Here is a 24,185-nt window from a genome sequence, read left to right as displayed (position 1 = left end):
GAAACTGTCTCCTGCGCGCGGTAATCCCTGCCAAAACGGAATGCATTTTTTTTTGCAGAGGAGAAAATTATGTTAGTAAAATTGCAGAACACAGTCGCAGCCGGCGTTGTCGCCCTGATGTCGATGGTCGGTTCGGCACATGCCGATACGACGGTGAAGTTCTGGCACAGCTTCAGCAAATCCTCAGGCGAGGCGCTCAACAAGATCATCGCCAATTTCGAAGCCGCCAATCCCGGTATTCATATCGACGGCGAGTTCGTCGGCGATTATAATGATATTGTTGCCAAACTGCAGGCCGCCATTCCCGCCAAACGTGGGCCTGATGCCGTCATCATGGAAGTCACCCGCTATGGTCTCTTCGCCGACCGCGGCGCTCTGATCGATCTCACGCCCTATTTCAACGCCGACCCGCTGAAGGACGACCTTTACGACTATGCGCGTGAAGTCGGCGTCTATAACGGCAAGAACTACATCGTACCGTTCAACTCCTCCACGCCTGTCCTCTACTACAACAAGGACATCCTTGCGCGCGCCGGCTTCACGACGGAGCCGTCGCTGAAGACTTTCGCAGATATTCTTGCCGTTTCGAAGACAATCACCGAGAAGCTCGGCTCGGAAGGCATCACCGGTATCGCGGCCCCCGGCCAGTTCGCCCGCTGGGGTCTCGTGATGTCCAATGACAGCGAACTGATCAATTCCAAGACCAACGATATCCTGCTCGACTCGCCGAACACGATCGAAGCCTATCAGTGGATGGCCTCGCTCGTGCATGACCAGAAGGTTGCCTCTCCGGACGGCGTCACCGATGAAGATGTCGGCCGTGATGCCTTCTTCGCCGGCAAGGTCGGTATCTCTCTGAATTCCACGGGCGATTACGGCGGCGCCAAGAAGGCGCTCGGCGACAAGCTCCAAGTGCGTCCGATGCCCTGCAACAAGGTCTGCTCAGTTCCGATCGGCGGCGCCGGTATCGGCATTCTCGCGACTTCGCAAAAGGACGTTCAGGACGCCGCCTACAAGTTCATCAGCTATGCCGCCTCGCCGGAAGCTAATGCGATCTGGTTTGCTGCAACCGGCTACCTGCCGATCAACAAGAAGAGCGCGACACAGCCAGTTGCCGCCGAAGCGCTTGCCAAGAAGCAGGGCATCGATGTTGCCATCAAGCAGCTCGATTTCGCTCATGGCCGTGCCCGTCCTCCCGTCGTTACCTGGATGCGGACGACCGAATACAAGATGTGGGAAGCCATGGCGCTCGGCCAGCGCGATGTCACCGAGACTATGAAGGACTTTGCCGCGCAGACGCGCGAAGAAGCCAAGCGCTCCAGCAACTGAGCCTCTCACTTCAGCAAGACGACGGCCTTGAACGGCTCGTCGTCTCAACTGTTTCGGTCCCATGCTGCGCAAACTCACACCCTATCTTCTCGTTGCACCGCTGATCATCTTCATCACGGTCTTCACCTATATCCCCGTCATCACCAGCGTGAACCTTAGCTTCCGGCATTGGGACTTCCTGTCGCCGACCATGCCCTTCGTCGGCTTCGAGAATTATCGCCTGTTACTGAATTCGCGAGATTTCTGGAATTCACTTCAGGTCACAGCGATCTTCGCGCTGATTTCGGTGCCGATACGGCTGGCACTGGCTCTTGCCGTTGCAAGCTATCTCGTCCGTAAGACATTGCCCTCGCGGCTCCTGCGCGGCGCACTCTTTCTTCCGTCGGTCACGTCTACAGTCTCGATCGCCGTCGTTTTCTCCTGGGTCTTTGCCACCGACTACGGCATGGTCAATGCCGCACTGACCTCACTCGGTCTCGGCAAGGTGCAATGGCTGCAAGATCCGCAGCTCGCCCTCTGGGTACTGATAACAGTCAATACGTGGAAACAACTCGGCTACGATATCGTCATCTATATTGCCGGCCTGCAGGCTGTACCGCAGGAACTCTATGATGCTGCTTCCGTCGACGGCGGACGGCGTTTCCATGTGTTCCGGCGAGTCACCGTGCCGCTCGTGATGCCGACCACCTATTTCCTGCTGGTGATTTCCGTCATCGAGGCATTCCAGGTCTTCACCATCGTCAACATCATGACCCATGGCGGCCCTGCGGGTGCTACCGACATGCTCGTCAACCTGCTCTACCGCGTGGGTTTCACCCTCTTTGATATCGGTAGAGGTTCGGCGCTCGCCGTCCTGCTCTTCATCTTCCTCATCGTGTTGGCGCTGATCAAATCCTTCGTCATCGGCCGGAGGGTCCATTATGAAGCTTGAGAACCCGATCGTTACCAGTCTCGCGCTTTTTGCGGGGCTGATCTTCCTGTCGCCGGTGCTCTATTCCATCTGGATGTCCTTCGAGACGGCGCAGTCCTATTATACAGGCCAATACGAGTTCACGTTGGACAACTACGTCCGTGCCGTCGCCGAATATAATTTCGCCCGTTATCTCATGAACAGCATCATCGTCTCGGGGCTTGTGACGCTGCTCGGCATCACGGTCGCGACAATGGCGGCCTTCGCCTTTGCCCGTTACCAGTTCCGCGGCGGCAACCTTCTCTTCGGGGCAACGGTCGCCACGTTGATGATCCCGAGCCATATCAGTCTGATCCCCAACTATCTGACGCTCGCCAAGGCGGGCCTGCTCGATACCTATGCCGGCCTCATCCTGCCGGCGATTTCGAATGGTTTTGCCGCCTTCTTCCTGCGCCAGTACATCAAGGGCATTCCGAAGGCGCTGGATGAAGCAGCCTATATGGATGGCGCAACGCCGCTACAGGTGTTGTGGCGGGTGATCGTACCAATCGCCCGGCCCGCCATCTTCTCGATGGGCCTCTACATCTTCATCACGGAGTGGAACAACTACATCTGGCCGCTTGTTGCCGTCGGCAAGGAAGACCTCTACACGCTGCAGATCGGCCTTGCCCGCCTCTACCGCATCAATCCTGGTGAGGGCCTCGTCGACTGGCCACTCGTCATGGCCGCCTGCACCCTCAGCATGCTGCCAGTGCTGCTCGGCTTCCTGCTGGTCGAGCGCCATCTCGTGCGCGGCATCACGCTCGGCGCGGTCAAATAAATCGTGAAGAAGGACAAGCATAGAATGACACGCATCGCTTCGCACCGCGGCGGCACTCTTGAGTTCGGCGACAGCACGCCGCAAGGCTTTGCGGCTACAGCAAGAATGCCGCTGGAAGAGGTGGAGTTCGATGTCCATCCCACAGCAGATGGTGCAATCATGGTCCATCACGACGCAATGCTGGACAGCACGACGGATCGCAGCGGCGCAATCGCCACCATGAGCGAGGCAGAGGTTCGCGCGGCCATCATCAACTATGGCGCCGGCGGACATCCGATCTCGCTTGTGGATCTCTGCGCCATCTACGCCGATAGTTCCGTGGATTTTCGCTGCGAGATCAAGCCTGGCGCCGATGGCCGTCCCTATGAGAATTTCGTGCCCCGCGTCGTCGAGACGCTGGCGCGCCACGGCATGCTCGAAAAGACGATCTTCTCCTCCTTTCTGGTCGAGTCGCTGGATGCTCTTTCCGCCGCTACTGGCCGGCCAAAACTCTGGCTCGTCAGCCCGCCGGTGCTGCGTCAGCTTGGAACCATTGCGGTGATCGAAGTCGCGAAGGCGCATAAGATCCGCGAAATCGGCGTCCACGTGGATACAGCCGATTCCGCGCTGATGGCCGAGGTCACGGCCGCCGGCCTCGATTTCGGCTGCTGGGCTGCCCATTCGCCCCGGCAGATCGAAAAGGTGCTGGCGCTCGGCGTCAAGGTCTTCACGACAGACCGGCCAAGTCTTGCCATCGCCATTCGCAATCGCCTCGAAGCGGAGACCGCGCAATGAGCGGCATTACCCTTCGGGACATCAGAAAATCCTATCCCGGTGGGCCGGAAGTCCTGCACGGCGTTTCCATGGATATCAGATCAGGCGAATTCATCGTCATCGTCGGCCCGTCAGGCTGCGGCAAGTCCACCCTGCTGCGCCTGATTGCCGGCCTGGAACGCTGCGAAGAGGGCGATATCGAGATCGGCGGCCAGCGTGCGAATGATCTTGCCCCGCAGGACCGAGACATCGCCATGATCTTCCAGAACTACGCGCTTTATCCGCACATGACGGTGCGCGAGAATATCGCGTTCGGCCTGGAACTGCGCGGCATGCCGAAGGCCGAGCGCAATGCTCGGGCCGAAGGCGTGGCCAAGACGCTCCAGCTCGAACCCTATCTTGACCGAAAGCCGGGCGCGCTTTCCGGCGGCCAACGCCAGCGTGTGGCGATGGGCCGCGCGATGGCGCGCAACAGCTCCATATTCCTGATGGACGAGCCGCTGTCGAACCTCGACAATGCTTTACGGGTCGCCATGCGCACCGAGATCAAGGAACTGCATCGCCAACTCGGCGCCACCATCGTGTATGTCACGCATGATCAGACCGAGGCGCTTTCGCTCGCCGATCGGATTGCGGTCATGAAGGACGGCGACCTGCTGCAGTTCGACACGCCTGAAGCAATTTACGATCAGCCGCAGAACCGTTTCGTCGCAGGTTTCCTCGGCGTTCCCTCAATGAATTTCCTGCCTGTCGAACATCTGCCCGGCTGGCATGGCCGGCTCGGCCTGACGGCAGGACTCAGGCCCGAATCCATGGCGATATCAGCCGAAAAACCGCATGAGCCCGCCCTGCTTGTCCGCCTCATGCTGTCGGAGATGACGGGTTCTGATATTATACTGCATTGCGATAGCCCGGCCGGACGCATCACGCTCACCAGTCCACGCAAGGACGTGCCGCGCCATGCCGACAATTTCTGGGTCATGTGCGACCTTGACCAGGCGGTGTTTTTCGATAACCAGAGCGGGAGCCGCGTCGATCTCTCATCCGGAGATCGTTGAATTTAGAAGCCCCGGGCAGGCTCAGGTTCGCAAGCAGCGCCGCAAGAAGTGATGCAATGGAAAGACAGAACGAAATTCCGCAGCGTCTCGGCGATCTTATCAGCCGCAACTCGACAAAGCTCACCGAGGCCGATACCCGCCTTCTCGATGTGATGATGCAGGATCCGATCCGCGCTGCAATGGAGAACGGCAAGGCCGTCTCCTTCCGTGCTGGCGTGCATCCCGCTTCGGCCGTGCGGCTTGCACGCCGTCTCGGTTTCAAGGGTTATCCTGAATTCCGGACCTTCCTGCAGGCAAACCTAATCGAAGGCGGCGGCGATTTTGAAAGCCCGGCGGCTCGCATGGCCGCGCGCCTCGTCCGGGCGGAAGAAGGCGGCGTACTCTCTTCCGTACTCGACAGCGAGATTGCCGCACTCCAGCAGGTGCGAAACGCCGTCGCCGATGCCAATGTCAGAGGATTTTCGGAGATCCTGCGCGACAGCCGTCGCGTCCTCGTCTTCGGACGCGGCCACTCTGCCGCCCTCTCCTCGCTGATTGCCCTGAGGCTCAATCGCTCCGGCTATCCATCGGTCGATCTAGCAAGCCAGATGCATCTGATCGCCGAAGCACTGGCAACGTTGGGACCTGGCGATGTCGTCTGGCTGCTCGCCTTCCGTAAGGCTTCACCGCTTATCCATCAGATCAGGAAGATCGCGGCCGCGCGAGGCGCCAAAGTCTTGGCGCTCACCGATCTGCTCAGCGCGCGCTTCGATCCTGTGCCCGATTGCCAAATTTCGGTTTCCCGCGGTGAAGCGGGTGAATCCCAGTCGCTCGTCGTTCCGATGACGATCGCCAATGCGGTCATTCTCGATCTTGCAGCCATCGATGATGGACGTTCGCTGCGCGCGCTCAGCGCCTTCAAGGCTTTTCGTGCTGATTGCGGTTTGTCGCCGGCGATTGTGTAGTGTCAAAACGCAGGCTCCAGGCGTCGGCGAACTGAAGGGATCTCGGCGGCGCTCACCTTTCATCGCCTGCAGCCCAGTTGTTCGACAACCCAATGTCCCGTGAAGAACAGATGTCACGATCTGGCTTTCAAAATCACATTAACAACACACTGCGATCAAACTCCAGTCCAACTGGTCGCTACGATGGTTGCCTGTGACTACGGTCAAGGAGGGAATATGTCTGTCGACCTTAACGCCAGCACCTATGTTCATTCGAAACCCGCCACAGCCCACAACTATCTTATGCCGACAGTTGTCGATGTACTTGAGGATAATTTCCAGGCAGTCGACGAAACAACAGTTTTCGACCTAGGTTGTGGTACTGGAGGCGCCGCAGCCCTGCTTTCTGACAAGGGCTATGAAGTTGCCGGGGTCGATCCGTCACGAGACGGCATAGCGAAGGCAAATTTCGCCTATCCAGATCTTTCGTTGGAAATCGGATCTGCCTACGACGATCTTGCCGACCGATACGGAACCTTCGACGCTGTCATCAGCCTTGAGGTCGTGGAACACGTCTACGATCCCAGAACTTTTTCATCGACCATGTTTGATCTGGTTAAACCTGGGGGGATAGCCGTCGTATCGACGCCATTTCATGGCTACTGGAAGAATCTGGCACTGGCGCTAACCGGGAGGATGGACAATCACCACATGCCCCTCAAGGATCATGGGCACATCAAATTCTGGTCTCCGGAAACTCTTAAGACCCTTCTGCTGGATACAGGATTTGAGAGTGTTGATTTCGAATATGTCGGACGAATTTCGCTTCTCGCAAAATCAATGATCGCCGTCGCCCACAAGCCTAATTGAGGTCACTCACCAGCCTGGTCTGGCTGTGTCGCAACCAAACGTTCGGCCCGGAAAGTGCAACCGGCAGTATTGGGGTGAGCATCGCGGTATTACATGGTGCTTGCGCAGACGTGGCGGGCTTCAGCCGAAAGACTTCCGCAGTCTTCCGGCTGACAGTCGCGATATTTATGCCGCCCGGGCGGCCTTGGCGGGAATTTCCACATCGATCTCGAGGATCGAGACGTGCTCGCCGCGGTCGATCCTGATCTGCAGGCGATCGCCTTCGATTTCCACGTGCTTGGCTATCACTGCAAGGATCTCCTCTCTGAGAAGAGATACGAGATCCGAACCGGGAGAGATACGCTCGTGTGCCAGAAGCAGTTGGAGGCGTTCGCGCGCGATCGGCGCGGTTTTCCTCTTCTGAAAGAAATCGAATACGCTCATGCTGCCCTCCGTCCGAAGATCTTGCCGAACAGACCACGCTTCTCGCCTGGTACCGTCACCGGGAGAACTTCACCGTTGAGGCGGCGGACCGCTTCGAAATAGGCCTTTGCCGGGGCGCTGTTTTGGTCTGCAAGCGTCACCGGAGCGCCGAGGTTTGAAGCGCGCAGCACATCCATGCTTTCAGGAATGATGCCGAGCAGCGGGATCGACAAGATCTCGAGCACGTCATCCACCTTCAGCATGTCACCGCGTTCGGCGCGCGTCACGTCGTAACGGGTGAGAAGCAGGTGCTTTTCAATGCGCTCACCGCGCTCCGCCTTTTCCGTCTTGGCATCCAGAAGGCCGATGATGCGGTCGGAGTCGCGCACCGAGGAAACTTCCGGATTGGTGACGACGACGGCGATATCGGCGTGCCGCATCGCCAGCGTTGCACCGCGCTCGATACCAGCGGGACTGTCGCAGATGACCCAGTCGAAATGCTTCTTCAGCTCGGTGATGACGCGCTCGACGCCTTCTTCGGTGAGGCAATCTTTGTCGCGGGTCTGGGATGCCGGCAGAAGGAACAACGTTTCCAGCCGCTTGTCGCGGATCAGCGCTTGGGTCAGCTTCGCATCGCCCTGAATGACATTGATCATGTCATAGACGACCCGACGTTCTGCCCCCATGACGAGATCGAGATTGCGAAGACCGACGTCGAAATCGACGACAACAACCTTCTCGTTCCTCTGCGCCAGCGCTGCCCCCAACGCTGCAGTCGAGGTTGTCTTGCCAACGCCACCTTTACCCGAGGTTACAACAATGACTTTTCCCATATCCCTCTCCTGTTTGAACCATTCACCCGTTAAATCAGTCGCGACGCCATGATCGCCTCGTTCTCAAGCCATAATTGCGCGGACTGACCGCGCAGTTCGGCCGGCAGGTCGTCGGCCGTCTTATAAATCCCGTCGATTGCCAGAAGCTCGGCTTCCAGCTTGCGGCAGAAAATTCGCGCCGCCGAGTTGCCGACCGATCCGGCAAGTGCGCGTCCACGAAGCGCGCCGTAGATATGGATCGAGCCGCCGGCGATCACTTCCGCTCCCGAGGCGATGGACCCGATGACTGTCACATCGCCTTCGGGAAAGATGATCGACTGGCCGGAACGCACCGGCTCATGCAGCACCAGCGACGACACAGGGGCGCGGACAATCGGCGCAGCAACCTCCTGCACCTCTGCCGGCTTCGCCTTATGCGGCGCCTTCCCTTCAGCCTTAACCTCTGCTGTCGGCACGTCCACATCCGCTGCCGGACGTCCGCCAGCCATGCCCGGCGGCATGCTGGCGTCGAGCTGCGACGGCCGCGCGCCTTCGATGCCCATCACCCTGACATTGCGCTCGCCGAGAGCTTGCACCATTGCCTTCAGCGCGGCACGGTCCAGCGAGAGCTCGGTGACGTCCAGAACAACTGGCCTTCCGAGGAAGAACCCGGCAGAGCGAGCAGCGAGATCGTCGAGACGAACGAGCCAGTCCTCAAACGGCAAATCGGGTGTCAGCACGACTGCAAGGAACGATCTGCCTTTGATGCGAATGGAGCGCGCTTCAGTTAACACGTTAGTAAACTTAGTTAATTTCGATTTAATAGCTTTAGCTGCTTCATGGTTAACAAATCGTTAACGATGGGTCGAGCCATCAAAAAACCTCTAGCAGTTGCTGAGACTGGCGCTGCGTTGCCGCAATCGAAGGCTTCGGGTGCGATTCTTTGACGGATTGCGGTGAGATTTGAGCCTCAGGCCACACCTTAGCACTACTTTGGCAGATAAACTGACCATTTACGATGATGGGCCATCTTGGGCACTTTCACAGGGGTGTGCGAGATGGTGGAACTGGATGTTGCACTGGCAGATGGGCAGCCGTTCGTTGAGAAGCTTGGCCACAAGAAGCGGCGACAGATGTGCCCGGTGTATATTTCGGGCCTCATCGGACCTGGCGATCGCAAGAGTATCGAGCCCATGGCGGAGCGCCTGGCACCTGATCGCTACGACCGCCTGCATCATTTCATCTCGGATGGGATTTGGGATGCAGTGTGTACCTGCTTATTCGTCCGCGGAGCGTGTCGCAAAACAAGACAGCCTTTGCCGATTTGGTTTGATTCGATTAAGTTTTTAACATAGAGTCGTTCCATTCTAGAACGTGAATTCCCTTCAGAATGGAGCGCGGCGGCTCGATGGATGATCAGAGATTCAATTTCTTTCCTGCGTTTCTTTTAGCGGCTGTGATGCTGCCTTTCATGCTTCTGACTGTGGGTTACAGCCTTATATGTGGCGTTTTTGAGCGGCGCTTAGGTGTAGATCTGTGGTTGGGTCTTGTCAGCGATCCTGATGACAGCGAAACTATTGATTCGATTGCGCGAATTTGACAGGCTCTCGACTATGGTGGAGGGCGTTTGAGAGCAGCCCACCGGTTTTCGCTGACATGTTCACTCACCTGCTAACTGGTTCGCAATTGTCGCCCAATTCGATCCCGTGACAGGCTATGCACGCGACCAATTGGATTTGAAGCATTCGACAGTTGACTGAATTCTTGCTCTACATCCCGAAATGGTCAAAATTGAATGGTTAGCGCCGAGCGACGCAGTGTATAATATGACATTCTGAGACTACGAAAGAGAGCAACTTAGGCTTCGAACCTATGAGCCTGGCGCTATCTGCGCGGCGGCGCTGCTGTCCAAAACCAGGCCCGCCAGCCGGAAAAGGCGATTTTGTCCGATGAAGCACCGAGTACATTGTGCTTTTTTTAATCGGAATAGTGTGTAGTGCACAACATACTGTTTCCAAGCTTCAAGATTAATGGGCGTGATGAGATCGCGACCGAAGATGGTCGATAGCGTGTGCCGATTGGCGATGGTTGAAAATGCCGAATGGAATCTCGGTCTCTGGCGGAATTGATAGGGGCCGCATGACAACAAGTGGTATTTCGCTTCCGAAATGTGCGACGGTCGGGATACAGTTTGTGCCGTTGGCTTTTTCCGCTGCAACAGCGGGAGGAAAATGGCCTTGATTCGTACCATTCGTAGATTTGTCGGGCATCTTTCAAAAGATTCATCTGCTGGTCTTGCCCCTGCTCGCCCGCGACTTGTGATGGATCAGGCTGAATGGCCCCTTATCTATGCGATCGGCGATGTACACGGCTGCTACGAACAGCTCATGGATGCCGAAAGACGTATTTCCGAGGATTCGGGTGGTGGGCGCGCTTTGATGGTGCTGGTGGGCGATTACGTGGATCGCGGTGCACGATCCCGCGATGTCTTGGAACATCTGTGCCAACCTTCGCCGCGCAATATCCACAGGATTGCGCTTTGCGGCAATCACGATGACTGGTTTTCAAGATTTTTGAACAATGAGCTTTCCACCGCGGCGTGGCTACGGTTCGCTGGATACCAGACGCTGACCTCCTATGGCGTTGACGCTGCGCATATACTTCGTGTCGGCGATACGATGGGATTGCGAAACGCAGTGGATCAGGCAGTTCCAGCCAGCCATCGAATCCTGCTGGGAACGTTGCCCTCGATGTTGCAAATCGGAAATCTCATTTTTGTTCATGCAGGGATTCGTAATGGATTACCTCTGGAGCATCAAAGCGATGAGGACCTGATGTGGATCAGGGAGCCGTTCCTCACACGAGGGCCAGAGCTTCCAATCATTGTGGTCCATGGACATACCCCCCAGATCCGGCCCCACCTTGGTAATGGTCGAATTGGAATTGATACGGGTTGCTACGCCACAGGCAGGCTGACGGTGGTCAAAATTGCCAATGGTGCCGCAAAGATTCTTTCTTAGTTGCGCCTGCTGTGGCGCAGTCAAGGCAACTTGGCGATGTCCAGACCACTTCTGGCGAAAAGTTTCTTGCGAGAATCGGACAAGGATATCGAGGCGCGTTTGATGTAGGGTATCAAAGCCGGCTCAACATTCGGAATGCGCTGCGCAATCTGGAGAGGATCCCCCAATTGGAAGAGAACATCGAGATCCTGCTCGACCATAGGACTGGAAGATCTCAGTGTCGCTTCACTGAATCTGTTCCAAAAATAGAGACGCGCGAGAAGGGTTACCTGATCAGCTGGCGCCAACTTCACGGACTGTGCCATCAACTGCGCTGTAGCCTGCGGATCCTCCGCAATAACTGCTCGCACGACTGCGAGGCGAAGCCACAGGTTACTGTCAGTAGGCATGCAGCTCAGCGCATGCTGCAGGAATTTCTCAGCCATGGTAACGGCAGACAGCCAGCCTTCATAGTCACTGGTCTGGTTTGAGGTGTCTATCTGCGTCAGCACGATGGTCGTGGCAGCCAAAATGATATCAGAGCGGCAATAGCCTCCCTCGACAACTTCTGCGGGCATGCCAACGACCCGAGAAAGACTCTTGGTGCTGACTACACCGTCCTCCTCGATCTGCCTGGCCACGACAAACATATCAGCAAACTCAATCGAGCGATGGAGTTCGCTGGCGGCAAGCATCAGAAAGGCACCAAGAACCAAAATGAAGCAGCAAGACAAGAAGGGCGCACGACGAACCCCCAAAGAGATTGGGGCCACCCTTTCTTTTCTTTTTGAGCCCTTTTGAGTGCCGCGAACTTCTCCCCTGGTCAGCACAATTCGCCCACTAGCTCAAATTATTATATGCGTGCTGTCAGATACCGCTCGGGCTGACGGACTGGGTGGTGGTGGTGGTGAAATTGCCGGCGCTACTTGCCGAAGTCCGCAGCAGGTTGGCGGTCGAGTTCTGGGAACCATCAGTCGACCCACCGCCTTCACCGCCACCAATAATGGCGCCGGCAGGGCCGTTAGTAATGTCAGCAGCAGCGGCCGCGGCAGAGCCGGGGGATCCCAACGCCGCGGTTGCGGTCTGCCCGTTCAGCGCCTGCACAAAGGCTGTCTGAAGGCCGTCCAGCGTGGTATCGGCCAGCAATGCATCGGCAATCGCCTTGGTGATCGCATCAGCCAGTTCCGGATGTTGAGGGCGGCATACGTTCGCAGCCCTTCCAAGACCGGCGCCGATCGCTGCTCTCTGCGCGGGCGTGCCAGCCTTTGCGAGGCCGATCATCTTTGCCGTGAGATCCGTTTCCGTTGCGGTATAAGACCGCACCTGATCAGACAGACCAATGACTGAGGCATTCGCAAACAAAAATGCCTCCGGAGATGCATTAAATGCGCTGACCATCTCCGGCGATGCCATTCCTGGCCCGGAAAGGCAATTTCCCGCGAAGGAAACCGACGAAAAAGAAAGGCTGGCAACGATCATAGTCGCGGCGCCGACAGCCGTCATAAGATATTTATTTGCCATTCTACTTAGTCCTTCGTTTTCCAAGCCGTATCGACTGAGTTAAATTTCTGTTCTGCTGTCCCGGCCTTAGTCCAATTCTCGTACAGCGTCGCGCGTGTCAACAACGTCCGTAGATACGCCCCTTGCCGTAGACGTTATCGAGTTCAGGATATCAAGGAACTTGACCAGCTCGACGGAGCCCGCGTTCGATATATAAATGACGTCCTTGTCCTTCATCAGGAATTGCTGAATTGCAAACATCGTCGCTGGATCGCGCAGGTTGGCTCGGAAGATCACCGGAACATCCGCTCCAGCAAACCGCGATACGTCAATGTTCAGCTTCTGCAAGGTTTTCTTGTCGACCTGACGGTAGAGGACGACTTCCCGTGGATCCGCCCGGTTATCCAGGACGCCGCCGGCCTTGGCGATTCCCTCGCCAAGTGTAAGGTTCGAATCCTCGAATTCGATACGGTTCTGCTGCCCTGTGGCACCGAGGGCAATATAGGTGCGGCGTTCATGCTCAACAGAAACAGTGTCGCCGGGCGCAACGTAGATATTTTCCGAGGGATTGCGCAACAGGGTCTCATAAGCAACCGTCGCCGTTCTTCCCCGCCTCTGCAACGTCACGTTCGTCTCTATGTTGGGTGTCGTCAGACCGCCCGCTGTCGAGATCACATCCAGAATGCGATCGCCTGCCGGAGTGAGCTGCACCTTCTGCGGATCATTGACATCACCAACGACAGCAACCTCTGCAGACTTAGTCGTCGTCGTTGTCAGGACCACCTGCGGTTCGATTGCGCGGCTGGCAAGCCGGTCTTCGATATCGCGTTCCACCTCTTCTTTCAGCCTTCCGGAGGCGGGCACACGTCCTGCGTAGGGAACGCTGATCGTTCCATTCTTGTCGATGGTCTGAGCAGGTAGCGTAATGAAATTACCTGGACGGCTGCCAGCATCCGACGGGATAAAAAGACCGCCAGCCTGCGCTTCAAAAATAGAAATCTGAACGACGTCGCCAGCGCCGAGCGGAATATCGGGCGCGCCGCCTTTGCCGCCACCGAAACCGCCCAGCGAGCTGGACTTAACCTCGTTAAAGAAGGGAAGAATTGCCTTGTTCAGATCAATTAGCGCGTAATCAATCCCGACCTTCCTGTCCTTTGTCGTCACCTTCACCGAAGCGTCTTTATCGAAATCGGTGTGATCGGGACCGGATCGAGGCAATGAAGTGCAGCTCGACAGCGCGATTAGCGTCGCAGCGACGATAGAGGTGCGTCGAAAGTTGATGCTCATCTTATCCCTGTTAAGTTTTCCGTCTGGCAGGTTGGCGTCTATGCAAAGCATAAAACAGGGGCAATATCTGCTAGAACGGGGTCCATGATAGCCAATAAATCGTTAATGTGGCAACGGCGCAACATGGAGGCAGTGGAATTATGGTTAATTTCTGGCGATCTATGTCGGATTTCTAATTAACCAATCCGAATAAGCCGGAAAAGTCTTCGAATATATTATCAGGTGTTTCATAATATATTCCCCATCAATATATTAATTCCAATTCAATTTCATCATTATTATACTTGTGCAACGCAGCATTTTTGCTGGCCGCCGGCTTTAGCGTGTGCTTGTAGCACACACATACGACACCGGAAAGGAAAGCGGCGTAAAAAACCGAAAAGCCCGGAATCTGGATGGAAAAGTCGACAAGCGCATGTCCCCAAACGAGAATAGTTGCCGCCAAACCCAGCACCGCATAGTGCCTATTGCGCCTTCTGTTGCGATAGCCGCGCCAGAAAATGAAAAGGAGGGCGGCAAGGACAAGCAATGCGACAACTGGAAATATGACCCCAAGCGTCAAAAAGCCTTCGAGATAAGTATTGTGGGCCCGATCAAAGATATTGAAGATACCACAGCGGAAATCCCTATAACCGGAAAATACAGTTCGGAACGTGCCAAATCCAGTGCCAAAAAGCCAGTTGTTGTATGTCGCCCTGACCACATCGGGCCAGATACAGAAGCGAGCATCCTCAAGTCCTTGAATATTTGCGCGTAACATCGCTTTCGATGCAAAAAGAAGAAAAAATCCCGTCCCCAGGCAAGCGGCGGCGATCACGACAGCTACACGAAGCCATCTGGAACCCAGTCGCACGAATGAATTTGGAAATATCCTGAGCCACTGGCTTGCCAGGAAAGGCGTATAGACCAGTATCGCAAATGCGGTCAGAAAAACCCCGGCGCGTGACTGCGTAAGCATCAAAGCCGCAAAAGTAGCAAGGGATATGAAGCAATAGTAGAGACGTGGTAGCGTCGCATTGCTCTGCAACTCAGCCGATGCTTTGTCGGTTTTGACGAGAAAAGAATCAAATAGCAGCGTGAGCTGCATCAGCAATCCCAAGCCAAAAAAAGTGGCATTAGTGTTCCTGTTCACGAAGGTGGCCGTCAGGCTTTCCTGATAGGCTTTCTTTGTCTCGCCGAGCAGTGTGTCGGGAAGGAACAGGAACTGATAAAGACCATACATCGCCAGGATTCCTGCCGCCGAGGCCAGAAACCTGAGCATCGCTTGATCATCCTTTGAGCGATCGGCGACGATAAGCCCCGTTAAAAACGTCACAGCGGGCAGCGCTATTTGCAACAGCGCTGCGAGCGTGTCCGCGGGTTCAACGGAGATCGTCTTCGCTGCTGCCGCCATCGTGCGTGCCTTGGCCCATACCAAGTCATCAGAGCGCGTAACGGGAATCTCAACAGTCTGAAAGAGAATCCAAAGGGCCATGAGCGAAAAAATGGCGAGTGCGGTGCCGAATACCCATTGTCCGCGCTCGGGTGGGCCATAGAGAACAACGGCGAGCCCGCCCAATAGACATATAAGGATCAAGATCAGCGTTTGAGGCAAAATATCAACCAAGCCGAATGGTACGACCGACAGAACAATCAGGCCGCAGTAAATATAAAGCAGTAAATCTGGAGAAATTCGGAGCGAGGTCATTTGAAATAGAAAATGTGGCAGGTCAGGCGCCATGCCTGCACCAACTGGCAGTCCTTTTCAAGGAGTTTTTACTGCAGAGACAACGTAAATTTCACGCCAATAGATAAAAGGAAAATCGCTAAAATTGTAACTATCGATTTAAGCCGATGAACAGCCTTGTTCTGTAGATTGGATCCCATCTCAGGCAAGACAAATTCCAACGAGATGTCAGTTAGTTGCATCCAAAGTGGCGATTTGTCATACACCGAATAGAGGCAACATGTCGGCTCGTAAATTTCTGGCTGCACTCGTCCTGGTTTCTTTAGCAGGTACTCAAGATCTGCAGGCCGGTGTACTGTCTGGTCTCACACGTGATTTGCACGAAACTCCATCGGTCAAATATATCCAGGCAAGAAAAAGGACCATGGCGCCCTTCGCGCATGTTATGTTTTGCGCCCGTCAACCGCAGGAATGTGAGGCGAAGAGTGGCTCAGCCGTTGTGGCACTCAGCGCCTATGCGGACAAGCAGCTGCGCGCGGTCAACGCATCGGTCAATCGCTCGATCGTTCCACGCAATGATGCAAGCGGAAAGATCGCTGACGATGTATGGGAAGTGAACGTCAAAAGCGGCGATTGCGAGGACTTCGCTCTGACTAAACGTGACCATCTTATCGCGATGGGCTGGTCTTCGAAGGCGCTCAGAATCGCGGTGGCAAGAACGCCCTACGGCGAAGGGCACGCGGTTTTGGTGGTGAAAACCAATGTTGGCGACTTAGTTCTAGACAATCGCACCAACGCTATAAAAACTTGGGATAAAACCGATCTGAATTGGGTAATGATCCAATCTGGAGATGATCCGAGGGTTTGGTACGAACTGTAAGAGGCTCGACCTGTCAGCCGGTGCTGGAATGATAGACCCGGTGAGGTGAGTCAGACCCGATTTTCCACGCCGGAACACACCATTGACGTAATGGCAGTAGCGGTTTTTTTCAGAACTTCTGCTTTGCCCTACTTTTTGGCATGAAGTAGCCTCGGATCTTGACGAGCGCTTCAGCTCTTTCAAATAGCCGGTCGTCGTCGAGGAAGAAGGAATTTGAGCATTAGGTTTTTACCTTTAAGTTCAAATGCGCGGTAGGACACATAAGACAGAGCAATAGTCAGTAACAGATACGCCAAAAGCGCAAGAACGAAAGCGACTTCTGACCCGATCAATAAAAAAAGGCGCTTCGCCAGCTTCACGGAGAACGAAATGAGCAAAGGGTGGATCAGATATAACGAATACGATACTTCTCCGACGAAATAGACAATCCGATTGCCGAATATCCCTTCGCCGATTCGAGATCCTTGTGCGATCAACCAAACAAGACAAACAAGCAACGCATACTTGATCAAATCTGTTTCATCGAAGTACCAGCTAACAGCCAAGATACATATACAGACCGGCAAGAGCCGGGTAACTACTCCCTGATCTCCCAGGGCTGTCCTAACTGCAATGGAATACCCAATAACACCGAGGCCAAATCCACAAGCTGCTCGCAGCAAAGAATACGAATGATCCGGAGAGACGATATCCATCGGCCCTTGAACGCCTAAACCCAGTCGTGCAAGGCAGACGATACCGCCGAAAAAAGCCACAGCGACTGCCCATAAGAGTGTAACATTGCCCTTCGTTAGCAACGCGAATAGCGGAAACAGTAAATAACAGAAGAGTTCAGCACTTACGGACCAGGAGACTCCAATGATCGGAGTGGCATGCAAACCCCAACCGGTTAGCATAAAAATGTTGCAAAAAGCGTCCCATGCGTCGAGAACCATAGGTGGTCCGCCGCCACCTAGATTTGCACTCACTTTGACAGTGGCGAGAGCCAAAATCCCAAGATATGCCGGATATATGCGGCATATGCGTCTTATTAAGAAATCGCGATAATCGTTTCGATCAAAGCGGTCGGCGAAAGTTTCCGCATAGTTATATGCCAGCACATAGCCGCTAAGAACAAAGAACGCATCAACCGCAATATAACCCGAGCTTACAACGAAGAATGAATTCTCCCCGAGCCCACGAGCAAAATGATAGGAAGCAACCACCAGAGCAGCAATTCCGCGAAATCCGGTTAAAGCGCGTATCTCACTTTTTTTGATCAACCGCGGCTCCCAAGTCCACACCAAACTGCCAGACGGCGGTCATAAGTATGCCTGCCATCAATGGAGCCATTATGACTACCCATCGATTCAACAGCCTCTAGTTTTCCTGATAGTAATTAGAATAACGGCTATAATAGTACTCACTTGAGCCGTGAGATCTGTAGAGCTTTATTTTCTCCAAATCGACTTTGTTAAGGATTACGCCTGCGCATCGTTTCCTTATCTCGGGTTGTTCAGCCATTATCGATTGCACAATCCGGCGCGAGGTCTTACCCCATTCTACTACCAGCAATACCGTGTCGAGTAGATGGCTGACTGCACGCGCATCGACGACAGGCCCAAGCGGGGGAAGATCTAGGATAATATAATCGAATCTCTTTGCGGCCTCGCTCAGGAGGTTGGCCATTGCCGCCGAAGCCAATACATCTGAGGAGTGCGGCACCCGATATTTGACCACAGCCGGCAAAAACGAAAGGGTAGTTGCCGGGTCGGTCAAAATGAGCTCATCCAAAGACCTGTCTTGAAGCAACGCCTCCAACAGTCCATTGGCTGCATGCTGCCCAAGGGCTCTCGTCGCGCCAGGATTTCTGAGGTCGCCATCGATGAGAAGTGTCCGGGCTCCTTGGTTTGAAAGGAGTTGTGCGAAATTGATGGCGAGCGTTGATTTCCCTTCGGACGGCAAGCAGGAGACCACACCGATGATCTTTGTCTGCCGCATGGGATTCTCGATATCCGCCGCCACCTTTGCATTGCGAAGCGTTTCAGCAAAAGCGGACAAAGGATGTTCAACGACATATTCATGGAGCCCGCTGATCTTTCGAACGTGTTGAGCGGACTGCTCCGAAGAAACCTTGAATTCTTCGGCAACCACCTTCGGAACATGCCCCAGATACTCAAGCCCCAGAATCTCTCGCACTTGGTCGCCTGTGCGGAAGAAGCGATCACGGAATTCGCGAAGGGCCCCAATTGTGCTTCCCGCAGCAAGCCCAAGGAAAATTGCCACTGCTAAAACCAGTGGTTTTTTTGGTGCGCTTGGTTTGTCTGGGGTTTGCGCTCGGGTAATTACCCTGGCATCGGTTATGGGAAATGACTGTTGTTGTACCGCCTCTTGGAAACGGGTCAGGAAACTTTGGTATAGGTTTCGATACGAGTCCGCCTTGCGCTCGAGTTCGCGCAATTCGACCTGTGTTTCTCCAGCGGCAGCGCTAACCTGAGTTGCTTTTGTGACACTGTTCTCTAGTGATTTCTGCCTCGTCTGCGCGACGTCTAAATCGCTTTTATAGCTCTCAGCGATACGATTAAGTTCGTCGAACATCTGACGCTTATATTCTTCCATTTCGGCTTTAAGCCGAACCACCTGTTCATGGTTCGGCCCAAGACGGGCTGAAATCTCTGCCGCGAGCTTCGAATCTTCGAGATACTTCTTGCGAATGTCGTTCGACGGGGAATTGTCGAGTACATCGGTCACGATTGCGTCCATCTGACCGGAATCGATGATTTTACGGATGCGGTCAAACTTCGCCTGAGCGCGCGCAGTGTCTGCCTGCGCTTTAATGAGATTGCTGCTGAGCTCAGAAAGTTGCTGATCCGTCAGCAAATTTCCGTCCGTTGCAACAAGACCGTTGTCGGCCCTGAATTTTTGTACGGCCAAATCGGATTCAAGAGCTTTTTGCTTGAGCTCATCAATACGCTCCTGCAGCCAACCGCTTGCACGGCTCGTCGCTTCAAATTTTGAATTTAGCTTATCTACCAAATATGCATCAGCAATAGCATTCGCTATATCCGCTGCCTGGTCTGGCGAGCGCGACGTATACCCGATCGACAGCGCATATGATTTTCCAACGCGCTCGACGTCCATATTGTCGTTCAGCCGGCTGGCCGCAGCTTGTCGCCGATCTTCCGCAGCCGTCACCAGGTCCGCGCTGGCAAACCAAGAGTTGAAATTCAAAAGTGATTTTAAGAGATGCGTGAACGAAAAATCCGAAGCCATGAAGTCCGGATCATCGGCAAGCTTAAGGTTGTCAACGACCGCAAGCGCGATTGTGTCAGATTGAAAAAGCTGAATTTCGCTCAGCAACGCGGTTTCGTCGTCTATCGGCGCACCCAGCGACGATAGTTGATTTATCAGCTCCGAATTGCCCCGATCGATCAAAACGCTGGTCGACGCAGTAAAATATGGAGCAGTAGTCAAAAGATAGACGACCGCTAATATGGCAAAAAATGCAACACAAATCCCAACGACACGCCATTGGCGGCGCGCTATCGCGAAAAGCTTCTCAAAATCGATCCTTTCGGATTGATCATCCATTTGAGATACCGCCAACACGGTAGGTGAATTCGGCGAAAGCATCCAGCCTCCTGTACAGCAATGTCGGTGACAAACTTAGCGTGGGCTCATTTCAAGGCAGCGGCATGTACGGCGTACGACAAATCTCGCGAACAACCAATGACTTTTCGTATTCCTTCCGCCGTTATTGAACGATCTCGCTCGCCGGACCACTACCCAATAACGGATCGAAGATAGTCTACAAGTTTCGCCGCTGGCGCGGTGGTCAGGCCTAATTCCATCGTTTCAGTTGGAGGGCCAGTAATGAGCTCACCCAATTCTGTTTCCGTATAGGCGACACGTATTCCCGGTCTCCCGTCAAGTTGACCAGCGGTCGCCAATTGGTGGTCATTCCTGTGTTCACCAAATGCGGCGCGCCGGGGAAACAAAATGATCGGCTTCTTGAACCTCTTGGCTGCAAGAACTGTCCCGGTTCCCGCATGAGACACAATCAATGATGTCCTCGCAAATACGCCGTCCATTTCCAGTGGTGCGATCGTCTCCACCCACTCGAAATTGCGGGGCTTGTATTCACCTTTCCCAATCTGAGCGAACATGGGAGTAGAAATGTTCGGAGCCATTTCATCCAACGCCCTAACAAGGCGATCGAACGGCAATTGCGTGCCGACCGTAACCAAGATCAAAGTACCGCTCCCGCAAAATGAGGTCCGGATGGGCGAGCCAGATGTTGCCATTGGGTAAGCCACGTTGTTGCTACAAAACCGGCCAACTTTCCGGACATCGACAGCTCTTCGGCGTTGGCGATGCTATCTATCCAGATTGTTTTCTTGCCCATGATCCGCGCGGCCAGCAAGCAGAACAAGCCGGGAGCCGCGCCCGTCGAAATGACGACATCTGCCCTAGATCGAAAAACTAGGCTAAACGCTGAAAAAAAACAGCGGACAGACATCCAGACATCATTCCTGTTGCAATCAGGAAGGCAATAGCCGTCCGTGATGGAATATTTTTGCAAGAGCTCGGGAATGGTCGTCGCGAATACGACGTCCGCCTCATCGAATGCCCCGCGTAGAGCAATAAGCTCATCCCAATGGCCGCCGCCTGATGACACGGCAAGAATTTTGCGATTTTGGTTCGACTCGTATGTGCTTGCGCTCATCGTTATCGCCTTTTCGTTTTCAGGATGATTGGAGAGCAAGTTAGTGGCAGAGAGGCAACCATAATCGGCCATACCAGCGAAGGAGAAAGCATCATTGCGGCCTCAGTGAGACCGCCAATAGCAATAAGAAACAGGATCACAGCCTCCTTCGATTGCGCCGCTCTCATCTGAATGGTGCTTTGCGTCATAACTGTCTTTAGGTACACGCGCGACAACACATAAACTGTCCACAACACTGTCGCCGGAACCCCAATACTCAGAGCAAGTTCCAGGTATGAATTGTGAGTAGACTTCGCTTCAAAGGTAACGTGGACATACTCTTTCACAATATCCGGCTGGCGAAACGTGGAAAATCCATACCCCAGAAAAGGACGCTCGTAGACGAGCGGTAACAGCTGATCCCAGATATTCGAGCGGCCCGAAAACGTCAGATCCTTGCCAAAAGCACTTGCGATAGCTTCGGCAACGCCGAGATAGGCCAGAGACCCCAACAAGCCAAGCAAGATGCAAAAAAGAAGGACGAAAAGAGATTTTACCGTGATGTTTCCGACCGCGCTAATTGCTCTCAAGCCAACGAGCATCGATGTGCCAACGCCAATCATCACAATGGCCGTCGACGATCGCGCTAAAACAACGAGGAGGACCGTCAGCAGAAGAGCTGCGTTACGAATTAGCATCTCGTAACTCAACCTCCTAAGCGGCGATTTCATATCCAGTATGATTATAAATGCGATAGCGCAGAACTGCCCCAACTCGTTCTTGTGATAAAAAAGCCCCTTGACCATACCGTCGTAGTCATTTCCCGACATTATCGCGAACTGAGGAAACGCGAAGGTGTAAAGGACGTTGGCGAAGATCGCGACAATGCAAAAATTTCTGGCCAATCTGAGTGTTTCAACGCTGCCGTATCTTAGACGAAACAGCAGAGGTGGCAGAGTAAGGACGGTTACGGCTACCATCCCTTTCAAAGAGGCGGATAGTTGAACAGACTGAGCTGCTGATGCAAGGCACAGCACAATGATTATCGTTAACAACGGCGGAATGCGCCGGAGGTAGGCAATAAACCGGTGCGGTTCAATGAGAGAATAAACAGCTATCAGTGGGATCAAGCTATAAAGAATGATCTGGTGGGGCAGAATATTTCCCGTACTGCCGTCGTTAAAGTTCGCAGGCAGGCCATACCACATGCCTGTACCTCGCCATAAAGCGATGTAGAACATTGCCGACAGAAGGATATAAACAAAAAGCTCCTTTCTGATCGCAAACCGCGAGATGGCGGCACCTCGTCGGGCGATCATCTGCGAGCTGTTATGGTATGGCGTATCTATACTCATTACATTGTCGCCTAGCTAGCGGCCGAAGATTGAGCCTCTTTTGGTGGCTGATATTCCTGATAGAAATGACCAAACAGACCGGTCACAACGCCAGCCCCCCGCAGCAAATGCGTGAGCGCTCGCATACCGAGATAGGGCGATACCGCCAGTGTCGGCAACATGGCCACACCTAACCCGGTCCGAGTGATGCCGTATATCAGCCGGTAGAGCCGCTGTTTGCGATTTCCGTGCAACACCTCGCTCACCGCAAAGGTATTGCCAAGCCGGTACTGTCGCTGAAGCACCCACTTCCACGTCATCCGTTTCAGCGGAATAATATCATAGACCATCGCGCGCTCGGTCCAAACGATTTTCATCCCGAGTTTTACTGCCTGATTGAAGAAAAGGTAGTCTGTGCCCCCGGTATTCAGCATCTTTTCTTCAAAGCGAAGGTTCCACGATTGCACCAACTTGTAGTCGAACATGACATTGTTGGAAGCGGCATAATCAATGCGTCCGCCTTCCTGGTTCCGAGCGCTTTCAAATACGCGCGCCTTGACCCAGTATTCCGGTGCATTTTCCGGATAGACCGGCACGACGTAACCGTAAACGCAATCAGCTTTCTGCCTGAGGCAGGTATCCAGCATCGCATCCATCCAGCCCTCGGTTGCCCATTCGTCATCATCCAGAAAACAAAAATAGTCAGGATCCAGCAACTCGCCGGTTTCCGGCGAGGGTTGCGGCGCCTTATCCATGGCGTGATTGCGCGCGACGGGAATACCTTGGCGGGGTTCGACTGCATAAACGATATCGAAGACCCCTTTCGTGTCGAAACCTTCCACGATGTCGCGGCTGCTTTCGGTCGCATCGTTATCAACGACCAAAACCGTCATATGGTAAGGTCGGGCGGGGTGCCGCTCCTGGCGTGTCAACGAATCCAGAAGCTTTACGATGCCTTCCGGCCGCCGATATGTCAGCACAGCAACGGTTATACGCCAGACCTTGTTGTCAGCTGACTGCTTTGCGTCCATCTCATGTCCGGTTATCATTGCGGTAGCCTTTCAGTTTTCTGATCAGACGTTTGCGGGCGGCAGCCATCGCGATCTGCGATACTGCAGATTGCCCAAACGGACTATCGGCCAGAGCGCGCTGGGCCTCTGTTCGGAGCTGCGTGAATGGCGTGCCGGCCTCGGCAATACCTCCGGCTATCAGGCCTTTACCAAGGGCATGAAGCCCGGTGTAACGACGGGCCAATTCCAGGCCCGTGGCAATCATGATCTTGGGACGCAGGCTGCTCGCCCTGGATGTGCCAGTATACCGATTTGCCTGATGAATTCTCTGAAAGGTGAGCGGCGTCGAGACAATGGCACCCCGGCCGAGATAGACCGCCGCAAATTTCAGATAATTATCGCTTAACACGACATCCTTGGCCGTCTTCATCGGCAGGATCTGTTCAATAAGACCTCGTCGAAAGCTCAAACCGGACGTCGGTACCGGGATTGATGGATAATGTCCTCGACGGATCGCGTCACGCTGATCGTACATCTGGATCTCCAGGTCTTCTGACGGCCCCTCCCCCTCTATTGTCGTCACCCGATCGAAACACCAGTCCAGAGAGTCACGATCATACAGCCGGGCAATCTGACGAAGCTTTCCAGAGAGAAATGCATCATCGGAATCGAGCAAAAAGATAATCTCTCCACTCGCAGTGGCAAAGCCTGCATTGAAGCTCGAGGCTTGGCCGCCATTCTCTTTCAATACCGGCACAATTTGCGAGCCGTACGACGAAATGATGTCACGCGAATCGTCTGTCGAACCATCATCAACCACGACGACTTCAAATTCGGGATAGTCCTGTGCGAGGACGCTATCAATGCACGCCCGCAAGAACTGGGCGTAATTGTAGTTGTTGATAAGCACCGACACCCTGGGACGCGTCCCTTCCATAGATCCACCGC

Annotated in this window: 24 protein-coding genes and 1 pseudogene; 11 read left to right on the top strand and 14 right to left on the bottom strand. The window is 54.3% G+C overall.

From position 1 onward, the window contains the following. Positions 1-69: 69 nt before the first annotated feature. From ACK9YZ_RS26160 to ACK9YZ_RS26130, 7 genes are all read left to right on the top strand, one after another. Positions 70-1,329: an ABC transporter substrate-binding protein gene (locus ACK9YZ_RS26160; RefSeq protein WP_216760552.1), complete on the top strand. Its 1,260-nt coding sequence runs from the start codon at positions 70-72 to the stop codon at positions 1,327-1,329. A gap of 61 nt (positions 1,330-1,390) precedes the next feature. After that, positions 1,391-2,260 carry a carbohydrate ABC transporter permease gene (locus ACK9YZ_RS26155; protein WP_416068180.1) on the top strand — a complete coding sequence of 290 codons (870 nt, stop codon included), beginning with the start codon at positions 1,391-1,393 and terminating at the stop codon, positions 2,258-2,260. Next, a complete protein-coding gene (locus ACK9YZ_RS26150) occupies positions 2,250-3,059 on the top strand; it encodes a carbohydrate ABC transporter permease (protein ID WP_416068179.1) in 810 nt (269 codons plus the stop codon). Before ACK9YZ_RS26155 ends, ACK9YZ_RS26150 begins: the two co-directional genes overlap by 11 nt. Before the next feature lie 24 nt (positions 3,060-3,083). Beyond that, positions 3,084-3,833 (top strand): glycerophosphodiester phosphodiesterase family protein, encoded by a 750-nt coding sequence (locus ACK9YZ_RS26145; RefSeq protein WP_416068178.1) that lies wholly within the window; start codon positions 3,084-3,086, stop codon positions 3,831-3,833. Beyond that, entirely contained in the window at positions 3,830-4,870 is a 1,041-nt protein-coding gene (locus ACK9YZ_RS26140) for an ABC transporter ATP-binding protein (protein ID WP_416068177.1), read from the top strand. Before ACK9YZ_RS26145 ends, ACK9YZ_RS26140 begins: the two co-directional genes overlap by 4 nt. A 56-nt stretch (positions 4,871-4,926) precedes the next feature. After that, the gene (locus tag ACK9YZ_RS26135; RefSeq protein ID WP_416068176.1) at positions 4,927-5,814 is read left to right on the top strand and encodes a MurR/RpiR family transcriptional regulator; all 888 of its coding nucleotides are present in this window, start codon (positions 4,927-4,929) and stop codon (positions 5,812-5,814) included. A gap of 216 nt (positions 5,815-6,030) precedes the next feature. Then, on the top strand, positions 6,031-6,663 hold the full coding sequence (locus ACK9YZ_RS26130) for a class I SAM-dependent methyltransferase (RefSeq protein WP_416068175.1): 633 nt from the start codon (positions 6,031-6,033) through the stop codon (positions 6,661-6,663). 165 nt (positions 6,664-6,828) lie between these two features. Here the strand turns inward: ACK9YZ_RS26130 and minE are convergent, their stop codons facing one another. Genes minE through minC form a run of 3 tightly spaced genes read right to left on the bottom strand, consistent with a single transcriptional unit; the run spans position 6,829 to position 8,701 of the window. Beyond that, the gene (gene minE / locus ACK9YZ_RS26125; protein WP_216760545.1) at positions 6,829-7,086 is read right to left on the bottom strand and encodes a cell division topological specificity factor MinE; all 258 of its coding nucleotides are present in this window, start codon (positions 7,084-7,086) and stop codon (positions 6,829-6,831) included. Further along, a complete protein-coding gene (gene minD / locus ACK9YZ_RS26120; protein ID WP_216760544.1) occupies positions 7,083-7,898 on the bottom strand; it encodes a septum site-determining protein MinD in 816 nt (271 codons plus the stop codon). Before minD ends, minE begins: the two co-directional genes overlap by 4 nt. A 29-nt stretch (positions 7,899-7,927) precedes the next feature. Next, a complete protein-coding gene (minC, locus tag ACK9YZ_RS26115; protein ID WP_416068431.1) occupies positions 7,928-8,701 on the bottom strand; it encodes a septum site-determining protein MinC in 774 nt (257 codons plus the stop codon). 234 nt (positions 8,702-8,935) lie between these two features. Here minC and ACK9YZ_RS26110 point away from each other — a divergent pair. From ACK9YZ_RS26110 to ACK9YZ_RS26100, 3 genes and pseudogenes are all read left to right on the top strand, one after another. After that, a pseudogene (locus ACK9YZ_RS26110) lies at positions 8,936-9,142 on the top strand (transposase); the annotation flags it as partial. Positions 9,143-9,285: 143 nt separating this feature from the next. Next, a complete protein-coding gene (locus tag ACK9YZ_RS26105) occupies positions 9,286-9,477 on the top strand; it encodes a hypothetical protein (protein ID WP_416068174.1) in 192 nt (63 codons plus the stop codon). A gap of 637 nt (positions 9,478-10,114) precedes the next feature. Next, on the top strand, positions 10,115-10,897 hold the full coding sequence (locus ACK9YZ_RS26100; RefSeq protein ID WP_416068173.1) for a metallophosphoesterase family protein: 783 nt from the start codon (positions 10,115-10,117) through the stop codon (positions 10,895-10,897). A 20-nt stretch (positions 10,898-10,917) separates the two neighbouring features. Here ACK9YZ_RS26100 and ACK9YZ_RS26095 read toward each other — a convergent pair whose 3' ends face one another. The 4 genes from ACK9YZ_RS26095 to ACK9YZ_RS26080 all read right to left on the bottom strand — a co-directional run bounded on the left by ACK9YZ_RS26095 (position 10,918) and on the right by ACK9YZ_RS26080 (position 15,383). After that, on the bottom strand, positions 10,918-11,571 hold the full coding sequence (locus ACK9YZ_RS26095; protein ID WP_416068172.1) for a hypothetical protein: 654 nt from the start codon (positions 11,569-11,571) through the stop codon (positions 10,918-10,920). Between the two features lie 172 nt (positions 11,572-11,743). Further along, entirely contained in the window at positions 11,744-12,355 is a 612-nt protein-coding gene (locus ACK9YZ_RS26090) for a hypothetical protein (protein ID WP_216760540.1), read from the bottom strand. Between the two features lie 108 nt (positions 12,356-12,463). Continuing rightward, entirely contained in the window at positions 12,464-13,663 is a 1,200-nt protein-coding gene (locus ACK9YZ_RS26085; RefSeq protein ID WP_216760539.1) for a polysaccharide biosynthesis/export family protein, read from the bottom strand. A 244-nt stretch (positions 13,664-13,907) separates the two neighbouring features. Further along, positions 13,908-15,383 (bottom strand): O-antigen ligase family protein, encoded by a 1,476-nt coding sequence (locus tag ACK9YZ_RS26080; RefSeq protein WP_416068171.1) that lies wholly within the window; start codon positions 15,381-15,383, stop codon positions 13,908-13,910. Between the two features lie 226 nt (positions 15,384-15,609). On the opposite strand from ACK9YZ_RS26080, the gene ACK9YZ_RS26075 reads away from it, so the two are divergent. Beyond that, entirely contained in the window at positions 15,610-16,209 is a 600-nt protein-coding gene (locus ACK9YZ_RS26075; RefSeq protein ID WP_216760537.1) for a transglutaminase-like cysteine peptidase, read from the top strand. A 179-nt stretch (positions 16,210-16,388) separates the two neighbouring features. On the opposite strand, the gene ACK9YZ_RS26070 is transcribed toward ACK9YZ_RS26075, so the two are convergent. From ACK9YZ_RS26070 to ACK9YZ_RS26040, 7 genes are all read right to left on the bottom strand, one after another. Beyond that, complete coding sequence (locus ACK9YZ_RS26070; protein ID WP_416068170.1) at positions 16,389-17,471, bottom strand: acyltransferase family protein; 1,083 nt, start codon at positions 17,469-17,471, stop codon at positions 16,389-16,391. Between the two features lie 97 nt (positions 17,472-17,568). Beyond that, a complete protein-coding gene (locus tag ACK9YZ_RS26065) occupies positions 17,569-19,821 on the bottom strand; it encodes a polysaccharide biosynthesis tyrosine autokinase (protein WP_416068169.1) in 2,253 nt (750 codons plus the stop codon). A gap of 149 nt (positions 19,822-19,970) precedes the next feature. Next, positions 19,971-20,441, bottom strand: coding sequence for a glycosyltransferase (locus ACK9YZ_RS26060; protein ID WP_416068168.1), 471 nt, complete (start codon positions 20,439-20,441; stop codon positions 19,971-19,973). After that, positions 20,438-20,914 carry a glucuronosyltransferase gene (locus ACK9YZ_RS26055; protein ID WP_416068167.1) on the bottom strand — a complete coding sequence of 159 codons (477 nt, stop codon included), beginning with the start codon at positions 20,912-20,914 and terminating at the stop codon, positions 20,438-20,440. Before ACK9YZ_RS26055 ends, ACK9YZ_RS26060 begins: the two co-directional genes overlap by 4 nt. Positions 20,915-20,916: 2 nt before the next feature. Next, on the bottom strand, positions 20,917-22,248 hold the full coding sequence (locus ACK9YZ_RS26050; RefSeq protein ID WP_253958416.1) for an O-antigen ligase family protein: 1,332 nt from the start codon (positions 22,246-22,248) through the stop codon (positions 20,917-20,919). A gap of 11 nt (positions 22,249-22,259) precedes the next feature. After that, entirely contained in the window at positions 22,260-23,258 is a 999-nt protein-coding gene (locus ACK9YZ_RS26045) for a glycosyltransferase family 2 protein (RefSeq protein ID WP_416068166.1), read from the bottom strand. A 1-nt stretch (position 23,259) separates the two neighbouring features. Beyond that, positions 23,260-24,174: a glycosyltransferase family 2 protein gene (locus ACK9YZ_RS26040; RefSeq protein WP_416068430.1), complete on the bottom strand. Its 915-nt coding sequence runs from the start codon at positions 24,172-24,174 to the stop codon at positions 23,260-23,262. Positions 24,175-24,185 lie beyond the last annotated feature (11 nt).

Origin of the sequence: Rhizobium sp. ZK1, from assembly GCF_047782645.1 — a bacterium.
GTDB lineage: Bacteria > Pseudomonadota > Alphaproteobacteria > Rhizobiales > Rhizobiaceae > Rhizobium.
This window is presented reverse-complemented; position numbering and strand designations above follow the sequence as displayed.